Source organism: Nitratireductor sp. GISD-1A_MAKvit (assembly GCF_040819555.1).
Taxonomy (GTDB): Bacteria; Pseudomonadota; Alphaproteobacteria; order Rhizobiales; family Rhizobiaceae; genus Nitratireductor.
The window spans coordinates 1,187,958-1,204,478 of record NZ_CP161920.1 but is presented as its reverse complement, the minus strand read 5'-3'; the positions used below and the strand labels follow the sequence as shown (position 1 = coordinate 1,204,478).

Annotated in this window: 15 protein-coding genes and 2 pseudogenes; 11 read left to right on the top strand and 6 right to left on the bottom strand. The window is 62.0% G+C overall.

From position 1 onward, the window contains the following. Positions 1 to 39: 39 nt before the first annotated feature. The 6 genes from AB2N04_RS07085 to AB2N04_RS07060 all read right to left on the bottom strand — a co-directional run bounded on the left by AB2N04_RS07085 (position 40) and on the right by AB2N04_RS07060 (position 5,754). The gene (locus AB2N04_RS07085; RefSeq protein WP_367717937.1) at positions 40 to 825 is read right to left on the bottom strand and encodes an ATP-binding cassette domain-containing protein; all 786 of its coding nucleotides are present in this window, start codon (positions 823 to 825) and stop codon (positions 40 to 42) included. Further along, positions 818 to 1,615, bottom strand: a complete 798-nt coding sequence (locus tag AB2N04_RS07080) for an ATP-binding cassette domain-containing protein (protein WP_367717935.1) — start codon at positions 1,613 to 1,615, stop codon at positions 818 to 820. The genes AB2N04_RS07085 and AB2N04_RS07080 overlap by 8 nt, the downstream gene beginning before the upstream one ends. Continuing rightward, a complete protein-coding gene (locus AB2N04_RS07075; RefSeq protein WP_367717933.1) occupies positions 1,612 to 2,445 on the bottom strand; it encodes an ABC transporter permease in 834 nt (277 codons plus the stop codon). Before AB2N04_RS07075 ends, AB2N04_RS07080 begins: the two co-directional genes overlap by 4 nt. Further along, positions 2,442 to 3,431 (bottom strand): ABC transporter permease, encoded by a 990-nt coding sequence (locus tag AB2N04_RS07070; protein ID WP_367717931.1) that lies wholly within the window; start codon positions 3,429 to 3,431, stop codon positions 2,442 to 2,444. Before AB2N04_RS07070 ends, AB2N04_RS07075 begins: the two co-directional genes overlap by 4 nt. Positions 3,432 to 3,454: 23 nt before the next feature. Beyond that, positions 3,455 to 5,065 (bottom strand): ABC transporter substrate-binding protein, encoded by a 1,611-nt coding sequence (locus AB2N04_RS07065; protein ID WP_367717929.1) that lies wholly within the window; start codon positions 5,063 to 5,065, stop codon positions 3,455 to 3,457. Positions 5,066 to 5,172: 107 nt separating this feature from the next. Then, the gene (locus tag AB2N04_RS07060) at positions 5,173 to 5,754 is read right to left on the bottom strand and encodes a cupin domain-containing protein (RefSeq protein ID WP_367718759.1); all 582 of its coding nucleotides are present in this window, start codon (positions 5,752 to 5,754) and stop codon (positions 5,173 to 5,175) included. Positions 5,755 to 6,021: 267 nt separating this feature from the next. Here AB2N04_RS07060 and AB2N04_RS07055 point away from each other — a divergent pair. The 11 genes and pseudogenes from AB2N04_RS07055 (at position 6,022) to AB2N04_RS07005 (ending at position 16,476) form a co-directional block, all read left to right on the top strand. Beyond that, positions 6,022 to 7,408 (top strand): annotated as a pseudogene (locus tag AB2N04_RS07055) (aspartate aminotransferase family protein). Positions 7,409 to 7,484: 76 nt separating this feature from the next. Continuing rightward, complete coding sequence (locus AB2N04_RS07050; RefSeq protein WP_367718758.1) at positions 7,485 to 8,510, top strand: ABC transporter substrate-binding protein; 1,026 nt, start codon at positions 7,485 to 7,487, stop codon at positions 8,508 to 8,510. A 118-nt stretch (positions 8,511 to 8,628) separates the two neighbouring features. Further along, positions 8,629 to 9,696 (top strand): ABC transporter ATP-binding protein, encoded by a 1,068-nt coding sequence (locus AB2N04_RS07045; RefSeq protein ID WP_367717927.1) that lies wholly within the window; start codon positions 8,629 to 8,631, stop codon positions 9,694 to 9,696. Continuing rightward, on the top strand, positions 9,693 to 10,868 hold the full coding sequence (locus AB2N04_RS07040) for an ABC transporter permease (RefSeq protein ID WP_367717925.1): 1,176 nt from the start codon (positions 9,693 to 9,695) through the stop codon (positions 10,866 to 10,868). Before AB2N04_RS07045 ends, AB2N04_RS07040 begins: the two co-directional genes overlap by 4 nt. Position 10,869: 1 nt before the next feature. After that, positions 10,870 to 11,658 (top strand): ABC transporter permease, encoded by a 789-nt coding sequence (locus AB2N04_RS07035; protein ID WP_367717923.1) that lies wholly within the window; start codon positions 10,870 to 10,872, stop codon positions 11,656 to 11,658. 299 nt (positions 11,659 to 11,957) lie between these two features. Next, entirely contained in the window at positions 11,958 to 12,848 is an 891-nt protein-coding gene (locus AB2N04_RS07030; protein WP_367718757.1) for a branched-chain amino acid ABC transporter permease, read from the top strand. 22 nt (positions 12,849 to 12,870) lie between these two features. Next, positions 12,871 to 13,014, top strand: a pseudogene (locus AB2N04_RS07025) (branched-chain amino acid ABC transporter permease); the annotation flags it as partial. A gap of 1 nt (position 13,015) precedes the next feature. Further along, positions 13,016 to 13,753, top strand: coding sequence for a branched-chain amino acid ABC transporter permease (locus AB2N04_RS07020; RefSeq protein WP_367717920.1), 738 nt, complete (start codon positions 13,016 to 13,018; stop codon positions 13,751 to 13,753). A 4-nt stretch (positions 13,754 to 13,757) separates the two neighbouring features. Then, positions 13,758 to 14,465, top strand: coding sequence for an ABC transporter ATP-binding protein (locus AB2N04_RS07015; RefSeq protein WP_367717918.1), 708 nt, complete (start codon positions 13,758 to 13,760; stop codon positions 14,463 to 14,465). 2 nt (positions 14,466 to 14,467) lie between these two features. Then, a complete protein-coding gene (locus AB2N04_RS07010) occupies positions 14,468 to 15,211 on the top strand; it encodes an ABC transporter ATP-binding protein (RefSeq protein WP_367717916.1) in 744 nt (247 codons plus the stop codon). 38 nt (positions 15,212 to 15,249) lie between these two features. After that, positions 15,250 to 16,476 carry an amino acid ABC transporter substrate-binding protein gene (locus AB2N04_RS07005; RefSeq protein WP_367717914.1) on the top strand — a complete coding sequence of 409 codons (1,227 nt, stop codon included), beginning with the start codon at positions 15,250 to 15,252 and terminating at the stop codon, positions 16,474 to 16,476. Positions 16,477 to 16,521 lie beyond the last annotated feature (45 nt).

Sequence of the window (16,521 nt, the reverse complement as noted above, 5' to 3'; positions counted from 1 at the left end):
CAAAGACTGCGCAACCCGCGATATGCGATTGCCCTCAGCCTATGGAGTGCGACGATAGCGAGGGCGTGGCACTGCTGCCACAAGCGCCCTGCCCGCCGGCGATTGCGGGTTGTCGATGATCTGTGGCGTTGGTCCCGTCTCGACAATACGGCCACTCTCCATGATCGCCACCCGATGGGAAACAAGACGCACGACAGCGAGGTCATGCGCGATGAAGAGGTAGGAGAGGCCCTCGCTTTTCTGCAAATCAGCGATGAGTTTCAGAATCCCGGCGCGTATCGACTGGTCGAGCGCGGAGACAGGCTCATCGAACACGATCAGCGACGGACGAACGGCAAGCGCGCGGGCGATGGCGACACGCTGGCGCTCACCGCCCGAGACTTCGTGAACAATGCGCGCGGCATGGCTCGCGGGAAGACCGACACGCTCCAGAAGTGCACCCACCTGCATGGGCCGTGCGGCACGGTCCGCAAGGCTATGGATGCGCAGCGGGTCCGCCAGCACACCGGCGATGGTCGCGCGCGGATTGAAGGCGGCAAGCGGATCCTGAAACACCATCTGGATCACCCGGCGCTGCCTGCGCAGTGCTTGCCCGCGAAGCTTGAGCCAGTCCTCGCCCTGAAGCCGCACCGTCCCCGCATCCGCCGGCAAGAGCCTGAGCAGCACCCGCGCGAGCGTCGACTTGCCGCTGCCGGACGCGCCCACCAGACCCAGCGTTTCGCCTGGAGCGATCGTCAGGCTCACATCATCCAGCGCCGTCACCCTGCGCCCTCGGCTGATGAACGTCTTGCAGAGGTTCTGCGCAACGAGAAGCGGCTCAGACATTGGCCACCCCGTCGATCAGGCGCGGTGTTGAAAAGTCGATCTGCGCGGCAAGAAGGTGCTTCGTATAGGCATGCGCTGGCTGCGCGAGTACCGCCTGCACCGGGCCTTTCTCCACCAGCCGCGCCCGCTGGAAAACGGCAATGTCGTCGGCGAACCTGGAAGCGAGCGCGATGTCGTGCGTGATGAAGACCAGTGTCATGCCGGCCTCGCGCACCAGTTCGTCGAGCAGCTCCTCGATCTCGGCCTGCACCACCATGTCGAGCGCGCTCGTGGGTTCATCCGCGATCAGCAGCCCCGGCCGCGCCGCAATGGCGGCGGCAATGGCGATGCGCTGGCGCTGGCCGCCGGAAAACTGATGCGGATAGGCAAGAAGTGCAGCCTGCGGATCTGGAATGCGCACCCGCTCAAGCAGGGCCAGCGCATGCGACCGCGCCGCGCGCCAGTCGAGCCCCAGATGCCGCACCGCGCCTTCCGTCACCTGTTCGCCAATGGTCAGAACCGGGTTGAGGCTGCCACCGGGGTCCTGAAACACCATGCCGATGTCACGCCCCGCCACGGGAGAATGCGCAAGGCCGGGCCAGCCGACAGCTCCCTCAATCCGCGCCTGCGGCGGCAAGAGCCCGGCGATCGCCAGCGCCAGCGTGCTCTTGCCCGATCCGCTTTCACCAATCACCGCCAGCCGGCGGCCTTTCGCGATCTCGAGATCGACGCCCTGAAGCGCAAAGCATTGCGCATCGTCACGCCTGAAGGAAACCGAGAGCCCCCGGATTACGGCCAGCGGCGCGCTCATCCGCGCACCTTGCGGCCTGCCATGGCATCCGCCAGCCCCTCGCCCAGAAGATAAACGCCAAGCACGGTGGCCACGAGGCCCAGCCCCGGAACGATGGAGAGGTGCGGAGCGGTGCGCAGAACATTGCGCCCTTCGGCGATCATGGAACCCCAGGTCACCACATTGGGATCGCCAAGCCCGAGAAACGAGAGCGCCGCCTCCACCAGAACCGCCGTCGCGACGATCACCGCCGTCAGCGCCAGAATCGGCGGCAGCGCATTGGGCAACACTTCGCGCAACGCGATCTCCGCCGGGTGCATGCCGATCACCCGCGCCGCCGCCACGTAGTCGCGCTCACGGATCGACAGGACTTCCGCACGCACCAGCCGCGCCGGCCCGGTCCATGCGCCAAGGGCAATGGCGAGAATGATCACCGGAAGCGATGCCCCCGTGACACTGACGAAGGCAAGCGCCAGAAGGAACCCCGGCACGATCTGAAACGCTTCCACCACCCGCATCAGCGCCTCGTCCACCAGCCCGCCGGCAAGCCCGGCAACCGTGCCCACAAGCGCACCAGAGGTGAGCGCAACCAGCGCCGTGGCGAGCCCGACGAGAAGCGATGTCTGCGCGCCATGCATCAGGCCCGCTGCCACATCCCGCCCCAGCCGGTCGGTGCCAAGCGGCACACCCGCATCGGTGAAGGGCGCGGTCAAAGGTTGCCCGACAATCGTCAGCGGATCGCCCGGAAAAAGAAGCGGCGCAGCAAGCGCCATGGCGGCAAGCAGCACCAGAAGGCAAAGCCCCGCCACCCCTTCAGGCGATCGCAAGAGACGCGCTGCAACGCGGTTCACGACGACGTCTCCCCACTGCCAACGCGCGGGTCGAGAGCCGCATAGGCAATGTCCACCAGAAGATTGACGACGATCACGAGCACCGCGCTGACGATGATGATGCCGGTCAGAAGCGGCGCATCGCGGCCAGAAACCGCTTCATGCGCAAGCCGCCCAAACCCCGGAATGGCAAACACGCTTTCCACCACCACACTGCCACCCAGCATGGCTGCTGCCTGCAGGCCAAGCATGGTGACCAGCGGCAGAAGCGCGTTGCGCGCCACATGGCGCAGCACGATGCGCCGCTGCGCAAGCCCCTTGGCGCGCGCAAAAAGCACGAAATCCTGCCGCCAGGCTTCCGCCATGCCCGCACGCATCATGCGCAGGAAAAGAGCGAGGTAAATGAAACCGAGCGCGGAAACCGGCAACACCAGATGCCAGGCAATATCGACCGCGCGCGCCAGACCGGTCTTGCCGGAAGCGATGGTTTCGATGCCGGCCGTGGGAAACCAGCGCAGGTCGACGGCGAACACCAGAACCAGCACGAGGCCGAGCCAGAAGCTCGGAATCGCATAGAGCGCCAGAGACCCGATGGAAAGCGCCCGGTCGGTCAGGCTTCCCGGCCGCGCGCCCGCCACGACGCCAAGCAGCGAACCGAGCGAGAAGGCAAGCGCCGTCGCCGCGCCCATGAGCCACAGCGTGTTGGGCAGACGCTCCGCGATCAGGTCGAGAACCGGCCGGTCGAACGTCACCGACCAGCCGAGATCGAACCGCAGAAGCGCGCCCACATAGAGCGTTAGCCGCTTCACGAGCGACTGGTCGAGCCCGTAGCTCTGGCGAAGCTCCGCCACAAGCCCCGCATCGCCGCCCCCCAGTGAAAGGAGATAGGCATCCACCGCATCACCCGGTGCTGCTTCCAGAAGCAGGAAGGTGCCCACAATGACGATCATCAGCACCGGAATGCTGCTGACGATACGCCGCCGCGTCAAGGTCAGGGCCCGGTGCATGCCAGTGGGTTTTCCTTGCGTTATCAGGGAGCGAGTGCGGTGTCGGCCCAGTTGGAGACCGGCCAGCGCGGATTGTTGCCCACATTGAGAACGGTGTCACTGGCCACCGTGGTAAAGCCCCATTCGGCGACATTGATCAGCGGCAGGTCTTCCACAACGATGCGCTGGAAGTCGTTGTAGAGTGCTGTGCGCGCCTCCGTATCGATGGTCTCGGCAGCCTGATCGATGATCGTGTCGAGCTCGGCATTGGCGTAGCCGCCCTGATTGGAAAACGGCACGCCATCCGGGATGCCCGACTGCACGAGGATCGTGGTCGAGATGGCCGGGTCGCCGCGAAACACGGGCGAGCCGACGGCGATGTCGAAATCATGATCCGTGTAGACCGCCTTCAGATGGGCCGGCGTGTCGTTGTTGACCAGTGTCACGTCGATGCCCACCTTGCCGAGCGCCTGACGCAGATAATCGCCGAACTGGCGCGTTTCGCTGAAGAAGGGTGCCGGCAGGAGGCGCAGCGAAAAGCGCTTGCCATCTTCGCCGCGCGGATACCCCGCCTCGTCGAGAAGCCTGTTCGCCCGCTCGATGTCGAAGGCGTAGGGTTTCACATCGGGATTGTAGAATTGCGGCGCGTTCTGCGGCACCGGGCCGGTGGCCGCCTGCGCATAGCCAAGAAACACCGTGTCGACCACGAATTCCCGGTCGATGGCGTGCGACAGGGCCTGCCGCACCCTCTGGTCGGCGAGGATCTCGTTGCGATGGTTGATCTCCACCACAAGCTGATAGGTGAGCGCCTCATAGCCCTCCGTCACCACTTTCAGGCCCGGCACGCTGGCGATGCGCTCCAGATCGACCAGCGGCACCTGAGAGAAGGCCGCAAGCTGGATTTCGCCTGCCTCCAGCGCGGAAGCCGCCGCCGCCCGGTCTGGCAGAACGCGGAAAACGATCTCGTCGAGCTTCGGCAGTTCCTCGCCCCAGTAAGCGTCGTTGCGCGTGAGGCGATAATATTCGCCGGGCCTGTGCTCGGCGAATTTGAACGGTCCCGTTCCCACCGGTGCCTTGTTGGCCGGGTTGGCGGCAATGTCCGTGCCCTCATAGAGGTGCTTTGGCAAAACGCTCGTTACCACCGGCAGTGCATTGCGAATGAGCTGGATCGGCGTGGGCGCGGAAAAGCGGAAAATTGCGGTGTGCGCATCGGGCGTTTCCACCGTATCGAGGTTTGCGAACACCACGCGGCCAAGATTTTGCAGCGGCTTCCAGACCTCCATCGCGGAGAAGGCCACATCCGCCGAGGTGAATGGCTCGCCATCGTGCCAGGTCACGCCCTCTCGCAGTTTGAAGGTGACGGAAAGCCCGTCCTCGGAGCCTTCCCAGCTTGTGGCCAGGCGTGGCGCAAGCCCGCCCTCGCCATCCATCATGGCTTCGGCCAGCGGCTCGATCACCTTGCTGGCAATGAAAAACACACCATTCGACGCGACGATTGCCGGGTTCAGCGTGCGCGGCTCGGAATCGGCCGCCACCACCAGCCTTCCTCCGCGTGGTGCGTCCTCTGCCCATGCCTGCGCCATCGGCAGGGCTGCCGTCATCAACGCACCTGCGGCAAGGAGAAGATTGCGTCGCGAAATCAGAAAACCGGTCATCGGAAACCCTCGCTTTTGCCAGCCAACGGAAGTTTAAAAATCGCGCCGGGCAGGAACAGGGCCATGATTGCGTTGCGTTGGTCCAGCCTGTTGAATATGACACCGCCTCAAAGATAGGGCGGCGTGCAGGCGGACACGACGATGGTGCGCCTGTCTGAGAGATTGCGGAAACGATGTGGCTGGCGACTGTCGAACAGATAGGATTCGCCGGCCTTCAGGATGCGTGTTTCATCACCAACGGTCAGCGCCAGTTCACCCTCCACCACAAAGCCCCCCTCGCTTGAGGCGTGCTGCAGCATGGTCTCGCCGGTATCAGCGCCCGGTTCATAGACCTCGTGCAGGATCTGGAGATTGTGCAGGCGCGCATCGCCAATCTGCCTGAGGACCAGAAGCCCGCTCTCGGGTGCATTTGCATTGATCGCCACCCGCGAAGTGAGATCGATCAGCTCATCCCTGCCGAAGAACGGGCCGGGATTGTCCTCCCGCTCAGGTTCGAAGAAATCCGCCATGCTGACACCCATACCGCCAAGCACCTTGCGCAGGGTGGAGATCGAGGGGCTGATCTTGTTCTTCTCGATGTTGGAAATCTGAGCGTGAGGAACACCGGCCTGCTCGGCAAGCTGTCGCTGCGAAAGATTGCCCGCCGTGCGCATGGCTCTTAGGCGGGAGCCGATGTCGAATTCATTCATATGCTGTTCGCCCGTTCCTTCCTTCACCACGATGCGTATACGTCTCCAGGCCGCTATATCGCTCAAGATATTGCCCTGAACCCCGATGCACAATGCTTATTCAACGAGAGTATCACTCGAATTCAAGCGTCGCGCCTCATCGTTGCTCAAAATATTGAACACATAATTGCCTAGCTTGAAAATGAATGCTACCGCTAGAGAAGATGGAGAGGGGCAGATACGGCCTCATCCAGCAACCATACCCGCATTCACACGCAGGACAAGCCGATGACCGAAAAGCCCAATTCACCCGAAGCGCGCGATATCGCCTATCACCTGCATCCCTACACGAATGCGAAAAAACACCTTGAAGCCGGCCCACTGATCATCGATCGGGGCGAAGGTGTCCATGTCTACGACAACAGTGGCAAGCAGTATATCGAGGCGATGGCAGGCCTGTGGAGCGTTGGCCTCGGCTTCAATGAAAAGCGTCTTGTGAAGGCCGCCACGGAGCAGATGGAGAAGCTGCCCTATTACCACACTTTCACACACAAGTCGCATGGCCCGGTGATCGAACTTTCCGAGAAGCTGATCGGCATGGCCCCGGTGCCGATGAGCAAGGCGTTCTTCACCAATTCCGGCTCGGAAGCCATCGACACGGCACTGAAGCTGATCTGGTATCGCTCCAACGCCCTTGGAAAGCCGGAAAAGAAAAAGATCATCGTTCGCAACCGCGCCTATCACGGCGTGACCATCGCCGGCGCAAACCTTACCAGCCTGCCGGCAAACCACAAATCCTTCGACCTGATCGTGCCGAACGTGTTGCGCATGACCGCGCCGCATTACTGGCGTGAGGCGCTGCCGGGCGAGAGCGAAGAAGAGTTTGCAACCCGTCTGGCAAAAGAACTGGAAGACGCGATCCTGGCAGAAGGCCCCGAAACCATTGCCGCCTTCTTCGGCGAGCCGGTACAGGGCGCCGGCGGCGTGATCGTTCCGCCCGCGACCTATTGGGAAAAGGTGCAGGCTGTTCTTAACAAGTACGACATCCTGCTGGTCGCCGACGAAGTGATCTGCGGTTTTGGCCGCACGGGCACCATGTTCGGCTCCACCACCTACGACATCAAGCCGGACATCATGGTCATGTCCAAGCAGCTTTCGTCGTCCTACCTGCCGGCCTCTGCCCTGATGATCAACGACCGGGTGTTCGAGCCGATCATGGAGGAAAGCAACCGCATCGGCACGCTCGGCCACGGCTACACGGCGAGCGGTCATCCGGTTGTCGCGGCAGTCGCGCTTGAAAACCTCAAGATCATCGAGGAGCGCGATCTGGTGGGCAATGCCGCGCGCATGGGCGAACGGCTGCGCAACGGGCTTGCTGAACTTGCCGATCATCCGCTGGTTGGTGAAGTTCGCGGCGTCGGCCTGATCGCTGCCGTGGAGCTCGTGATCGACAAGGCGAACAAGACGGCGCTCGAGACGCCCGGCGCGCTTGGGGCGCTCGTCAATGCGCATCTTCAGGAGGCCGGCCCTCATCAGCCGCGCCATGGTCGACGCAATGGCATTCTGCCCGCCGCTCATCATTTCGGAGGATGAAGTCGACGACCTGCTTACCCGCTTCAAGACGGGACTCGACAAGGCGCTTGCCGAACTGCCGAAAGAAGCCCTGCCGGCATAAGCAGATTTCTCAAACGACCTATCGATACATGCATATCTGGAGGAGAATGCGCATGAAGACGAATAGTTTGCTTGCAATGACCGCATTTGCCGCTCTGGCGGGCTTCACCGCCACCACGGCAAGCGCACGCGACCTGACGGTCGTTTCGTGGGGAGGAACCTATCAGGACGCCCAGCGTGAAATCTATTTCAAACCGTTTGCGGAAAAACTCGGCAAACCGGTTCTGGACGAGGCCTGGAATGGCGGTTACGGCGTCCTGCAGGCAAAGGTGAAGGCTGGCGCTCCCAACTGGGATGTCGTTCAGGTAGAAGCCGAAGAGCTGGAACTGGGCTGCGGCGACGGCCTCTTCGAATACATCGACTGGGACAAGCTCGGCGGCGAGGACAAATTTCTGGAGAGCGCCGTACACGATTGCGGCGTCGGCGCCATCGTCTGGTCAACGGCAATTGCCTATGACGCCGACAGGTTGCCTGACGGTGGTCCAGCCTCATGGTCCGATTTCTGGGATACCGAAAAGTTCCCCGGCAAACGCTCGCTGCGCAAGGGCCCGAAATACACGCTGGAGTTCGCCCTCCTGGCTGACGGTGTCGATAAGGATGATCTCTATGACGTGCTCGCCACGCCTGAAGGCATCGACCGCGCCTTTGCCAAGCTCGAAGAGATCCGTGATGACATCGTCTGGTGGGAAGCCGGAGCACAGCCGCTCCAGTTCCTCGCCTCCGGTGAAGTTGTCATGGCGTCTGCCTATAATGGCCGCATCACGGGCATCAACCAAACGGAAAACCGCAACTTCAAGGTGGTCTGGCCCGGCAGCATCTATGCTGTCGACAGCTGGGTGATCCTGAAGGATGCCGAAAACGCACAGGCGGGCATGGATTTCATCGCCTTTGCCAGCGAACCGGAAAACCAGAAGAAGCTGCCCGAATATGTGGCCTACGGCCTGCCCAACAACGAAGCTGCAAAGATGGTGAGCGACGAGCAGAAGGCAGAACTGCCGACGACCGCGGAAAACCTGACCGACGCCATCGCGCTCAATGTCGACTTCTGGATCGATAATTCCGAAGCCCTCACCGAGCGTTTCAACGCCTGGCTGGCTCAATAAGAAGCCAGCCGAGAGCCGCCCCGCGCAAGGCATCCATTGCCCTGAGCAGTGCGGCTCTGACTGAAACGTCCCATCGTTTCCCAAAGCGCGACATCAGGCCCAACCGGGGGAGAGCCTCTTGAGCGAACTACGCATTCGATTTGACCATGTGACCAAGTGCTTTGGGTCGTTATGCGTGGTCGACGATCTGGAACTCGACATCGCAAAGGGCGAGTTCGTCAGCCTGCTTGGCCCCTCCGGATCCGGCAAGACAACGCTTCTGATGATGCTCGCCGGCTTCGAGCGCCCGACGAAAGGCCGCATTCTGGTCGATGGCGCGGTGGTGGACACAACCCCCACCTACAAGCGCGACATGGGCGTCGTCTTCCAGAACTACGCGCTCTTCCCGCATATGAGTGTCGGCGACAACATCGCCTTCCCGCTGCAGATGCGTGGCGTCGGTAAGGCAGAGACCGCCGAGCGCGTCGCCCGGGTGCTCGACATGGTGCAGCTCAGCGCACTTTCAGACCGGTGGCCAGCCCAGCTTTCCGGTGGCCAGCAGCAACGCGTCGCGCTTGCCCGCGCCCTCGTTTTCGAACCCCGGGTGGTGCTGATGGACGAGCCGCTTGGCGCGCTTGACAAGAACCTGCGCGAGCAGATGCAGCTCGACATTCGCGCACTGCACAACCGGCTCGGCCTGACCATCGTCTTCGTCACGCACGACCAGTCTGAAGCGCTGACCATGTCCGACCGGATCGCCGTCTTCAACAAGGGCAAGATCGAGCAGATCGGCACCCCGCGCGAAATCTACGATCATCCGCAGACGCGCTTTGTGGCCAATTTCATCGGCGAAACCAATCTTCTGGAAGGCACGGTCGCGGGCAAATCCGCAGACGGCCTGCGCGTCCGCCTCGCCAATGGCACGGAACTGACGGCCTCGGCTTCCGACAATTACACGCCGGGCGAAAACGTGCTCGTCTCCATCCGGCCGGAGCGCATTCGCCTCGACGCGCTGCATGGCGGCGACAACCGGTTTGCGGCAAAAGTTGCCGACAGCGTCTATCAGGGCAATCACCTGCGCATCCAGCTTGACGAGCAGGCGCACAACTTCGTCATCCATCTCGACCGCAAGGCCGAGCAGCATGCGCCCGGCGCAGATGTCACCGCCCGCTTCCAGCCGGACGACTGCTGGGTGATCCGCTCATGAGCTCCATGGGCGGAAAAGGGCATCTGAGCGCGATCGCGCTGGTCGCGCCGCTCTTCCTCTTCATCGCGGTTTTCTTCCTGTGGCCGCTTGCGACCATGATGTCCCAGGCCGTCTCCGACACCGCCGTCCTGCGCATCCTCCCGCAGACGGCGAAGGTCGCAGCCAACTGGGATCCGGAAACGCCACCTACGGCAGAGATGAAGGAGGCGCTTGCCTCAGACCTGCGGGCAGCCAACGACCGACAGGCGGTGGGCGACATGACGCGCCGTCTCAACAGCGCCCAGCCCGGGTTCCGTACGCTCATGTCGCGCACGATGCGCGCGCTGCGCAAGGATGACGCGCCACCGCTCTCCGAGATTGATGAGCGCTGGGATGACCCCCGCTTCTGGCAGGCCATAGCCGGCGCACTCTCACCGACGACGGACCGTTATCTGCTCGCCGCGATCGACCTTGAGCGCGATGTTTCCGGCAACATTGTCGGCATGCCCGACGAAACGTCCGCCAACCGCGAGATCATGCTGCGGACCTTCTGGATCGGCGCGCTTGTCACGCTTGCGTGCCTGGCCATCGGCTTTCCCTACGCGATGCTGATCGCCTCCACGGAGGGGTGGAAACGCCAGCTCCTGCTCGGCGCGGTTCTCCTGCCGCTGTGGACATCGCTTCTGGTGCGGACAGCCGCCTGGTTCATCATCCTGCAGGACAATGGCCTGATAAACGCGGTCATCACCGGGCTTGGCATTACCAGCGAACCGCTTGCCCTGATCTTCAACCGCACCGGTGTCGTGATCGCCATGACCCATGTGCTTCTTCCGCTCATGGTGCTGCCGATCTACAGCGTGCTAATCTCGATCCCGAGCAACCTCATGCCGGCGGCCGCCTCGCTCGGCGCGCATCCGCTGCGCGCCTTCGTGCGGGTGCTTCTGCCGCTCAGCCTGCGTGGCGTCGCCTCTGGTTCGCTGCTCGTGTTCATGACCGCCATCGGCTACTACATCACGCCGGCGCTCATCGGCGGCGCGGGCGACCAGATGATCAGCTCCGTGATCGCTTTCTACGCAACCGGTTCGGCGAACTGGGGCATGGCCGGCGCGCTCGGTATCGTGCTGCTTGTCGTCACCCTCCTGCTCTACGCCGTCTACGGTCGTCTGTCGGGCGCCGAAGAAAGGAGAAGCTGACATGCTGTTGAAAAGCGCCCGGATTACATTCGGAACGCTGGCGGTCATCTTTCTGCTGGCGCCGTTGATCGCCATCCTGCCGCTGGCCTTTACCTCAAGCCAGTTCCTCACCTATCCGATCCCGGAATTTTCGTTGCGCTGGTTCGACGAGCTGTTCACTGCCGCCGCCTGGCGCCGGGCGATCTTCAACAGCCTTGTCATCGGCGGCGGCACGACGGTACTCGCCACCGTTCTGGGCACGCTCGCCGCGCTCGGCCTGCGCCACTGGAAACTGCCGTTCAAGGGCACGGTGCGCACCCTTTTCCTTCTGCCCATGGTGGTTCCCGCCGTGGTCATGGGCGTGGGCATGCAGGTGCTGTTCGTACAGTTCGGCATCGCGTCGAGCTATTTCGGCGTCATCGTCGCCCACACCATCGTCGCCATCCCTTTCGTGGTGGTCAGCGTCATTGGCGGTCTCGGCGGTATCGACCAGCGTGTGGAACTGGCGGCGGCCAGCCTCGGCGCCTCCCCGGTCACCGTGTTTCGGCGCGTGACCCTGCCGCTCGCCCTGCCCGGCATCATGTCCGGCGCGGTGCTGGCCTTCGCCACGTCGCTGGACGAGGTGGTTCTCACGCTCTTCGTGGCCGGCCCGAACCAGCGCACGCTGGCGCGGCAGATGTTTGCCACGATCCGCGAGAACATCAGCCCGGCCATCGCCGCCGCAGCCTTTCTGTTCATTGTCGGCACCATTGCGCTCGCCATCGTCGCTCTGCTCGTGCGCCGGCAGATTGCATTGCGGCGCGGAGGATGAACCCCGGAATACCCGGCCTTCCAGACCGCAAGACAGCTCGCTCCCCTAGCCGGTGGCAAGCTGTTTTCAGTCGGTCCGATCAAATTATGTTTTTTGGTTATAATTGAGTCTGAAATTGCGATAGGACAGCACGACTTCTGCGCTATAGGGTCGCGAAAAGCGTTCCCTATAGAGGTCCCACAGTGACAGAAAAAACTCAGGAAACGCGGGAGGGTACAGGTGTATCATTGTCCGCGCCTCAGGAAAGTTCCGAAAAATCAAGCCATATCAAATTCTTGATATGGGGCATCGTGGTGGCAATGATTGTCGCCGTTTTTCTGCCGGCGCCATTTTTCGCCAGCAATCTGTCGTTCCTGTTTTACATGATGCTGTGGCTGACCATGGCGACGTCGTTCAACTTCGTTGCAGGCATGGCCGGATATATGCCTTTTGGTTATGTGGCGTTCTATGGCGTTGGTGCCTACGCCACCGGCGTTCTTTACAAGACATTCGGCCTGCCCATTCCAGTAGCCCTGGCGGGTGCAGCGCTGACAGGCATCATTATCGGCCTTCTGGTGGCGCCCACACTGCGGCTCAAGGGTGTTTACTTCGGCATCGTCAGCCTCGCGCTCGCCATGGCAATGAAGCTCGTGATCTCGCTCATGCCAAGCGAGATTACAGGCGGCAGCCTCGGTCTCATTCTCTCTGCGGCAAACGATCCGGTGGCGGCCTACTACGCCATGTTCATCGTGCTGATGGGCGCTCTGGCGGCCGGCACCTGGCTCACCATGTCGCGCCTCGGCACGGCGCTACGCGCCATCCGCGATGACAGCGAGGCTGCAGAGGTGGTCGGTGTCAACGTGGTGGGAACCCGCCTCAAGGCATGGATCATGGCCACCATGTTCCCTGCTCTCGTGGGCGGCGTCGAGGCCTGGTACACCAACGCCATCGACCTCGATTCCTCCTTCAACCTGCTGGTGACGGCAAAGAGCATCGTCTACGCCATGGCCGGCGGCCTCGGCTTCCTGGTCGGCCCGATCATCGGTGCTTCTGCGCTCTATGGCATCGACCAGCTGATCTGGCGGCATTTCCCGACGCTCAACCTGCTCATTCTCGGCGTGGTCATCATCGCACTGATGCTGCTCCTGCCGCGCGGCATTGTCGGGGCGTTCGCCCAGCGCTTCTCGCGCTTCCGGCGCTTCATTCCGTAAGACGTACAGGATTGAAACAAAGATGAACGAACTTCTGCTTCAAGGCCTCGTCAACGGCATCGTCGTCGGGCTGATCTACGCGCTGATCGGCGTCAGCCTCAACGTGATCTTCGGCGTGCTGCGCGTCGTCAACTTCGCTCATGGCGAATTCATCGTGCTGGGAGCCTATGGCGCCTATTTCGCCCAGGCCCTGGCTTGGCCTTTCACCCCTGCTTGCCCTGCCGCTGATCTTTGTCGTCTTCGGCATGATGGGCTACGGGCTCTACTTCGTGCTGGTGAAGCGCCTTGCGCGCTCCAACGATCCCGAACACGCCTCGCTTCTGGTCATGTTCGGCCTGTCGCTCGTGCTGGGCGCACTCATGCTGCTTGCCTTCGAGGCGGATGCACGCTCGCTCAACTTCACGCTTGATCCGCCCTTCCTGATGTTCGGCAACATCATCCTGCCGACCACAAAGCTGCTTGGCCTTGCGGTTGCGGTCGTGGTCACCGGTGCGCTTGCCTTCTTCCTCTACCGCACTCTGCCCGGAAAGGCGCTGCGCGCCATCATCATGAACCGCGATGCGATTCAGATCGTCGGCGTCGATCTCAATCACCTTTCGGCCCTGACCTTCGGTCTCGGCCTCGGGCTGGCGGGTATCACCGGCATTCTCGTGTCGATGATCTTTCCCTCCTTCTCCCCCTTCATCGGCCAGGATTACACCCTGATCGGCTTCATTGTGATCGTTCTGGGCGGCCTCGGCCATCCGATCGGCGCTGTCGCCGGCGGCATCCTGTTCGGGCTGGCCGAACAGACCGCCATGGTGTTCTTCAGCGGAACCGTGGCGATGCTCCTCGGCTTCGTGCTCCTGATCGCTGTCATTCTCATTCGCCCCGCCGGTCTCTTCGGCGTGCAGAACTCGCGGTGACGCCATGTTGAAAGTCGAAAACCTCGTCAAGAAATTCGGTGGCGTCACAGCGCTCGACGGGATCAGCCTCACCCTCCCCGACCGCTCGATTCTCGGCGTGCTGGGCATGAACGGCTCCGGCAAGACAACGATGCTTAACTGCATCAATGGCCTCTATGACGCGACCGCCGGTGAAATCACGCTCGATGGCGTCAGCCTCATCGGCAAGGCCCCGCATGCGGTCTTCTCCGAAGGCGTGGGGCGCACCTTCCAGGTGCCGCGCATCTTCCCGCAGATGTCGCTCCTGGAAAATCTCTCGGTCGCGCTTCTCAACAAGGGTTTGAGCAATGCCGAGATTGCCAAGATCAGCGCCTACTGGCTCAAGAAGGTAGAACTCTACCGGCTGCGCCACAACTATGCGGAGGAGCTTTCCGGCGGTCAGCAGAAGCTTCTGGAACTCGCCCGCATCATGGTGGCCAATCCCAAGCTGGTGCTGCTCGACGAGCCGTTCGCGGGCGTCAATCCGAGCCTCGCACTTCTGCTCATCAACATCATCCGCGAGATGCCGAAGGAGCTGGGCTGCTCGGTGCTTCTCGTCAGCCACGACCTCACCTCCGTCTACGAACTGTCCGACAACATTCTGGTGATGCACGAAGGCCATGTCCTCGCTGAGGGCGACGCCGAAGCGATCCAGAAGAATCCGGACGTCATCGAAGCATACCTGGGAGCCTGACCATGCATGGCGTTGAACTGAGCATGGAGAACATCTCCGTCGCCTATAACGGAGACATCACGGTTCTCAAGGAGGTGGCGCTGCGGGCGAGACCAGGTGAGGTGACGGGCATTATCGGGCCAAACGGCGCAGGCAAATCGACGGTGCTGAAAACCATCTTCGGCCTTCTGTCCACCAAGACCGGTACCATCACCATGGGCGGCCGCGACATCACCAGTCTCAAGGCTTTCCAGCGCGCGCTTGAAGGCGTTTCCTTCGTGCCGCAAAACCGCAGCGCCTTTGCCGGTCTGTCGGTCTATGACAACCTGCTTCTGGGCTGCTGGCCCTTCCGCAGGGACAAGGCCCGCATCGAGCGTGCCATCGACGGCATTTTCGAGCGGTTCCCAGTTCTCAAGGAGAAGCGCTCAAGCCTCGCCGGCTCCATGAGCGGCGGCCAGCAGCGTTTTCTGGAAATTGCGCGTGCACTGGTCACCGAGCCCAAGGTGATCCTGCTCGATGAGCCCACGGCCATGATCGCGCCGAAGATATCCAAGGACATCTATGCGCTCACCCGCGATCTCGCAGACCAGGGGGCAACCATCGTTCTGGTGGACCAGAATGTGCGCCAGTGCGCCACGATTTCGGACAGGCTCTACATTCTTGAGCTTGGCCGCAACAAGGCGGAGGGGACCCGGGAGGATTTCGCCACCGACGGACAGCTCAAGGAGATGGTTGCCGAGTGGATGAACTACAAGATCGACGTGTGAGGCGTCGTCAATTCAAAACCAACAAAAGGGGAATGCCCATGTGGACCATAACCAAACGAAGCTTCATGGCAGGCACGCTGCTTGCCTGCTTTGCGCTGCCGGTCGCCGGTCAGGCGCAGGAAAAGATCAAGATCGGCATGACGGTTTCGTCGTCCGGCAACTTCGCGCTCGCCTCGCAGTCGGGTGTGCGCGGCGTCGAAATCTGGGTCGATGAAGTCAACGCCAATGGCGGCCTGGAAGTGAATGGCGAGAAGCGCCTCATCGAACTCGTTAAGCGCGACGATCGCTCCGACAAGCAGATGGTGGCCCGCGTCTATGAAGACCTGATCGCCAATGAGGATGTCGATCTTCTCATGGCGCCTTTCGGCTCCACCCTGACGGCAGCTGCCGCCACCGTGACCGAGCGTCTCGACAAGTTCATGGTCATCTGGTCCGCCGCCTCCGACGCGCTTTACAACCAGGGCTTCAAGAACATCGTTTCGGCAACCCAGATGCCGGTTTCGCGCATGCCGTCTGCCGGTCTCGAGGCCGCCGCAGCGCTGGGTGGCAAGAAGGTTGCCATCGTCAATGTGGATGAGCCCTTCCCCGCCGGACTTGCCGACGGTGCCGAAGCGATTGCCGAAAATCTTGGCATGGAAGTGGTGCTAAAGGAGGACTATCCAAAGGGCACCAAGGATTTCAGCCTGCTCCTGCAGAAGGCACGTGCGGCGGGAGCAGACGTGTTCTTCCCGACCAGCTATGAGGGTGACCTTATCTCGATGGTCCGGCAGATGCGCCAGATGAACGTCAACTTCCCGTTCTCGTTCATGGTCTATGCCTCAACGCCGCAGTTCATCGAGATCGGCGACGATGCGCAGTACATCTACAGCCACACCAATTTCCACCCGACCATCAACTGGGAAGTGGATGCCGGGCTTGATCGTGAGGGGTTCCTCGCCGCATACGAAAAGCTCTTCCCGGACGTTTCCTATGAGCCCGACTTCCAGACCGTTCTCGCCTATGGCGCCGGCGTCATCGCCGGAGAGATCATCGAGAACGCAGAAAGCCTGGACGCTGCCGACCTCAAGAAGGCGGCCATGGAACTCAGCGACAATCTGACGGTTCTCGCCGGTCCCTATGCGATCGATGAAACCGGCAAACAGCTGAAAATGCCTTTCCCGGTGGTGCAATTGCAGCCGGGCAAGGGGCTCGTGACCGTGTGGCCAAAAGAAGTCGCAGTCGCAGAGCCCATCTACCCGATCCCAGGTTGGGATCAACGCGACTAGCTACCTGGCGCCCGGCTTTCGAAACGTCTCCCTCGAGGTCGGGCG

Excerpts from the sequence above, each read along its gene's own strand:
- AB2N04_RS07085 (WP_367717937.1), bottom strand. The coding sequence starts at position 825 with ATGTCTGAGCCGCTTCTCGTTGCGCAGAACCTCTGCAAGACGTTCATC.
- AB2N04_RS07080 (WP_367717935.1), bottom strand. The coding sequence starts at position 1,615 with ATGAGCGCGCCGCTGGCCGTAATCCGGGGGCTCTCGGTTTCCTTCAGG.
- AB2N04_RS07070 (WP_367717931.1), bottom strand. The coding sequence starts at position 3,431 with ATGCACCGGGCCCTGACCTTGACGCGGCGGCGTATCGTCAGCAGCATT.
- AB2N04_RS07065 (WP_367717929.1), bottom strand. The coding sequence starts at position 5,065 with ATGACCGGTTTTCTGATTTCGCGACGCAATCTTCTCCTTGCCGCAGGT.
- AB2N04_RS07060 (WP_367718759.1), bottom strand. The coding sequence starts at position 5,754 with ATGAATGAATTCGACATCGGCTCCCGCCTAAGAGCCATGCGCACGGCG.
- AB2N04_RS07050 (WP_367718758.1), top strand. The coding sequence starts at position 7,485 with ATGACCGCATTTGCCGCTCTGGCGGGCTTCACCGCCACCACGGCAAGC.
- AB2N04_RS07040 (WP_367717925.1), top strand. The coding sequence starts at position 9,693 with ATGAGCTCCATGGGCGGAAAAGGGCATCTGAGCGCGATCGCGCTGGTC.
- AB2N04_RS07035 (WP_367717923.1), top strand. The coding sequence starts at position 10,870 with ATGCTGTTGAAAAGCGCCCGGATTACATTCGGAACGCTGGCGGTCATC.
- AB2N04_RS07030 (WP_367718757.1), top strand. The coding sequence starts at position 11,958 with ATGATTGTCGCCGTTTTTCTGCCGGCGCCATTTTTCGCCAGCAATCTG.
- AB2N04_RS07020 (WP_367717920.1), top strand. The coding sequence starts at position 13,016 with ATGGCGCCTATTTCGCCCAGGCCCTGGCTTGGCCTTTCACCCCTGCTT.
- AB2N04_RS07015 (WP_367717918.1), top strand. The coding sequence starts at position 13,758 with ATGTTGAAAGTCGAAAACCTCGTCAAGAAATTCGGTGGCGTCACAGCG.
- AB2N04_RS07010 (WP_367717916.1), top strand. The coding sequence starts at position 14,468 with ATGCATGGCGTTGAACTGAGCATGGAGAACATCTCCGTCGCCTATAAC.
- AB2N04_RS07005 (WP_367717914.1), top strand. The coding sequence starts at position 15,250 with ATGTGGACCATAACCAAACGAAGCTTCATGGCAGGCACGCTGCTTGCC.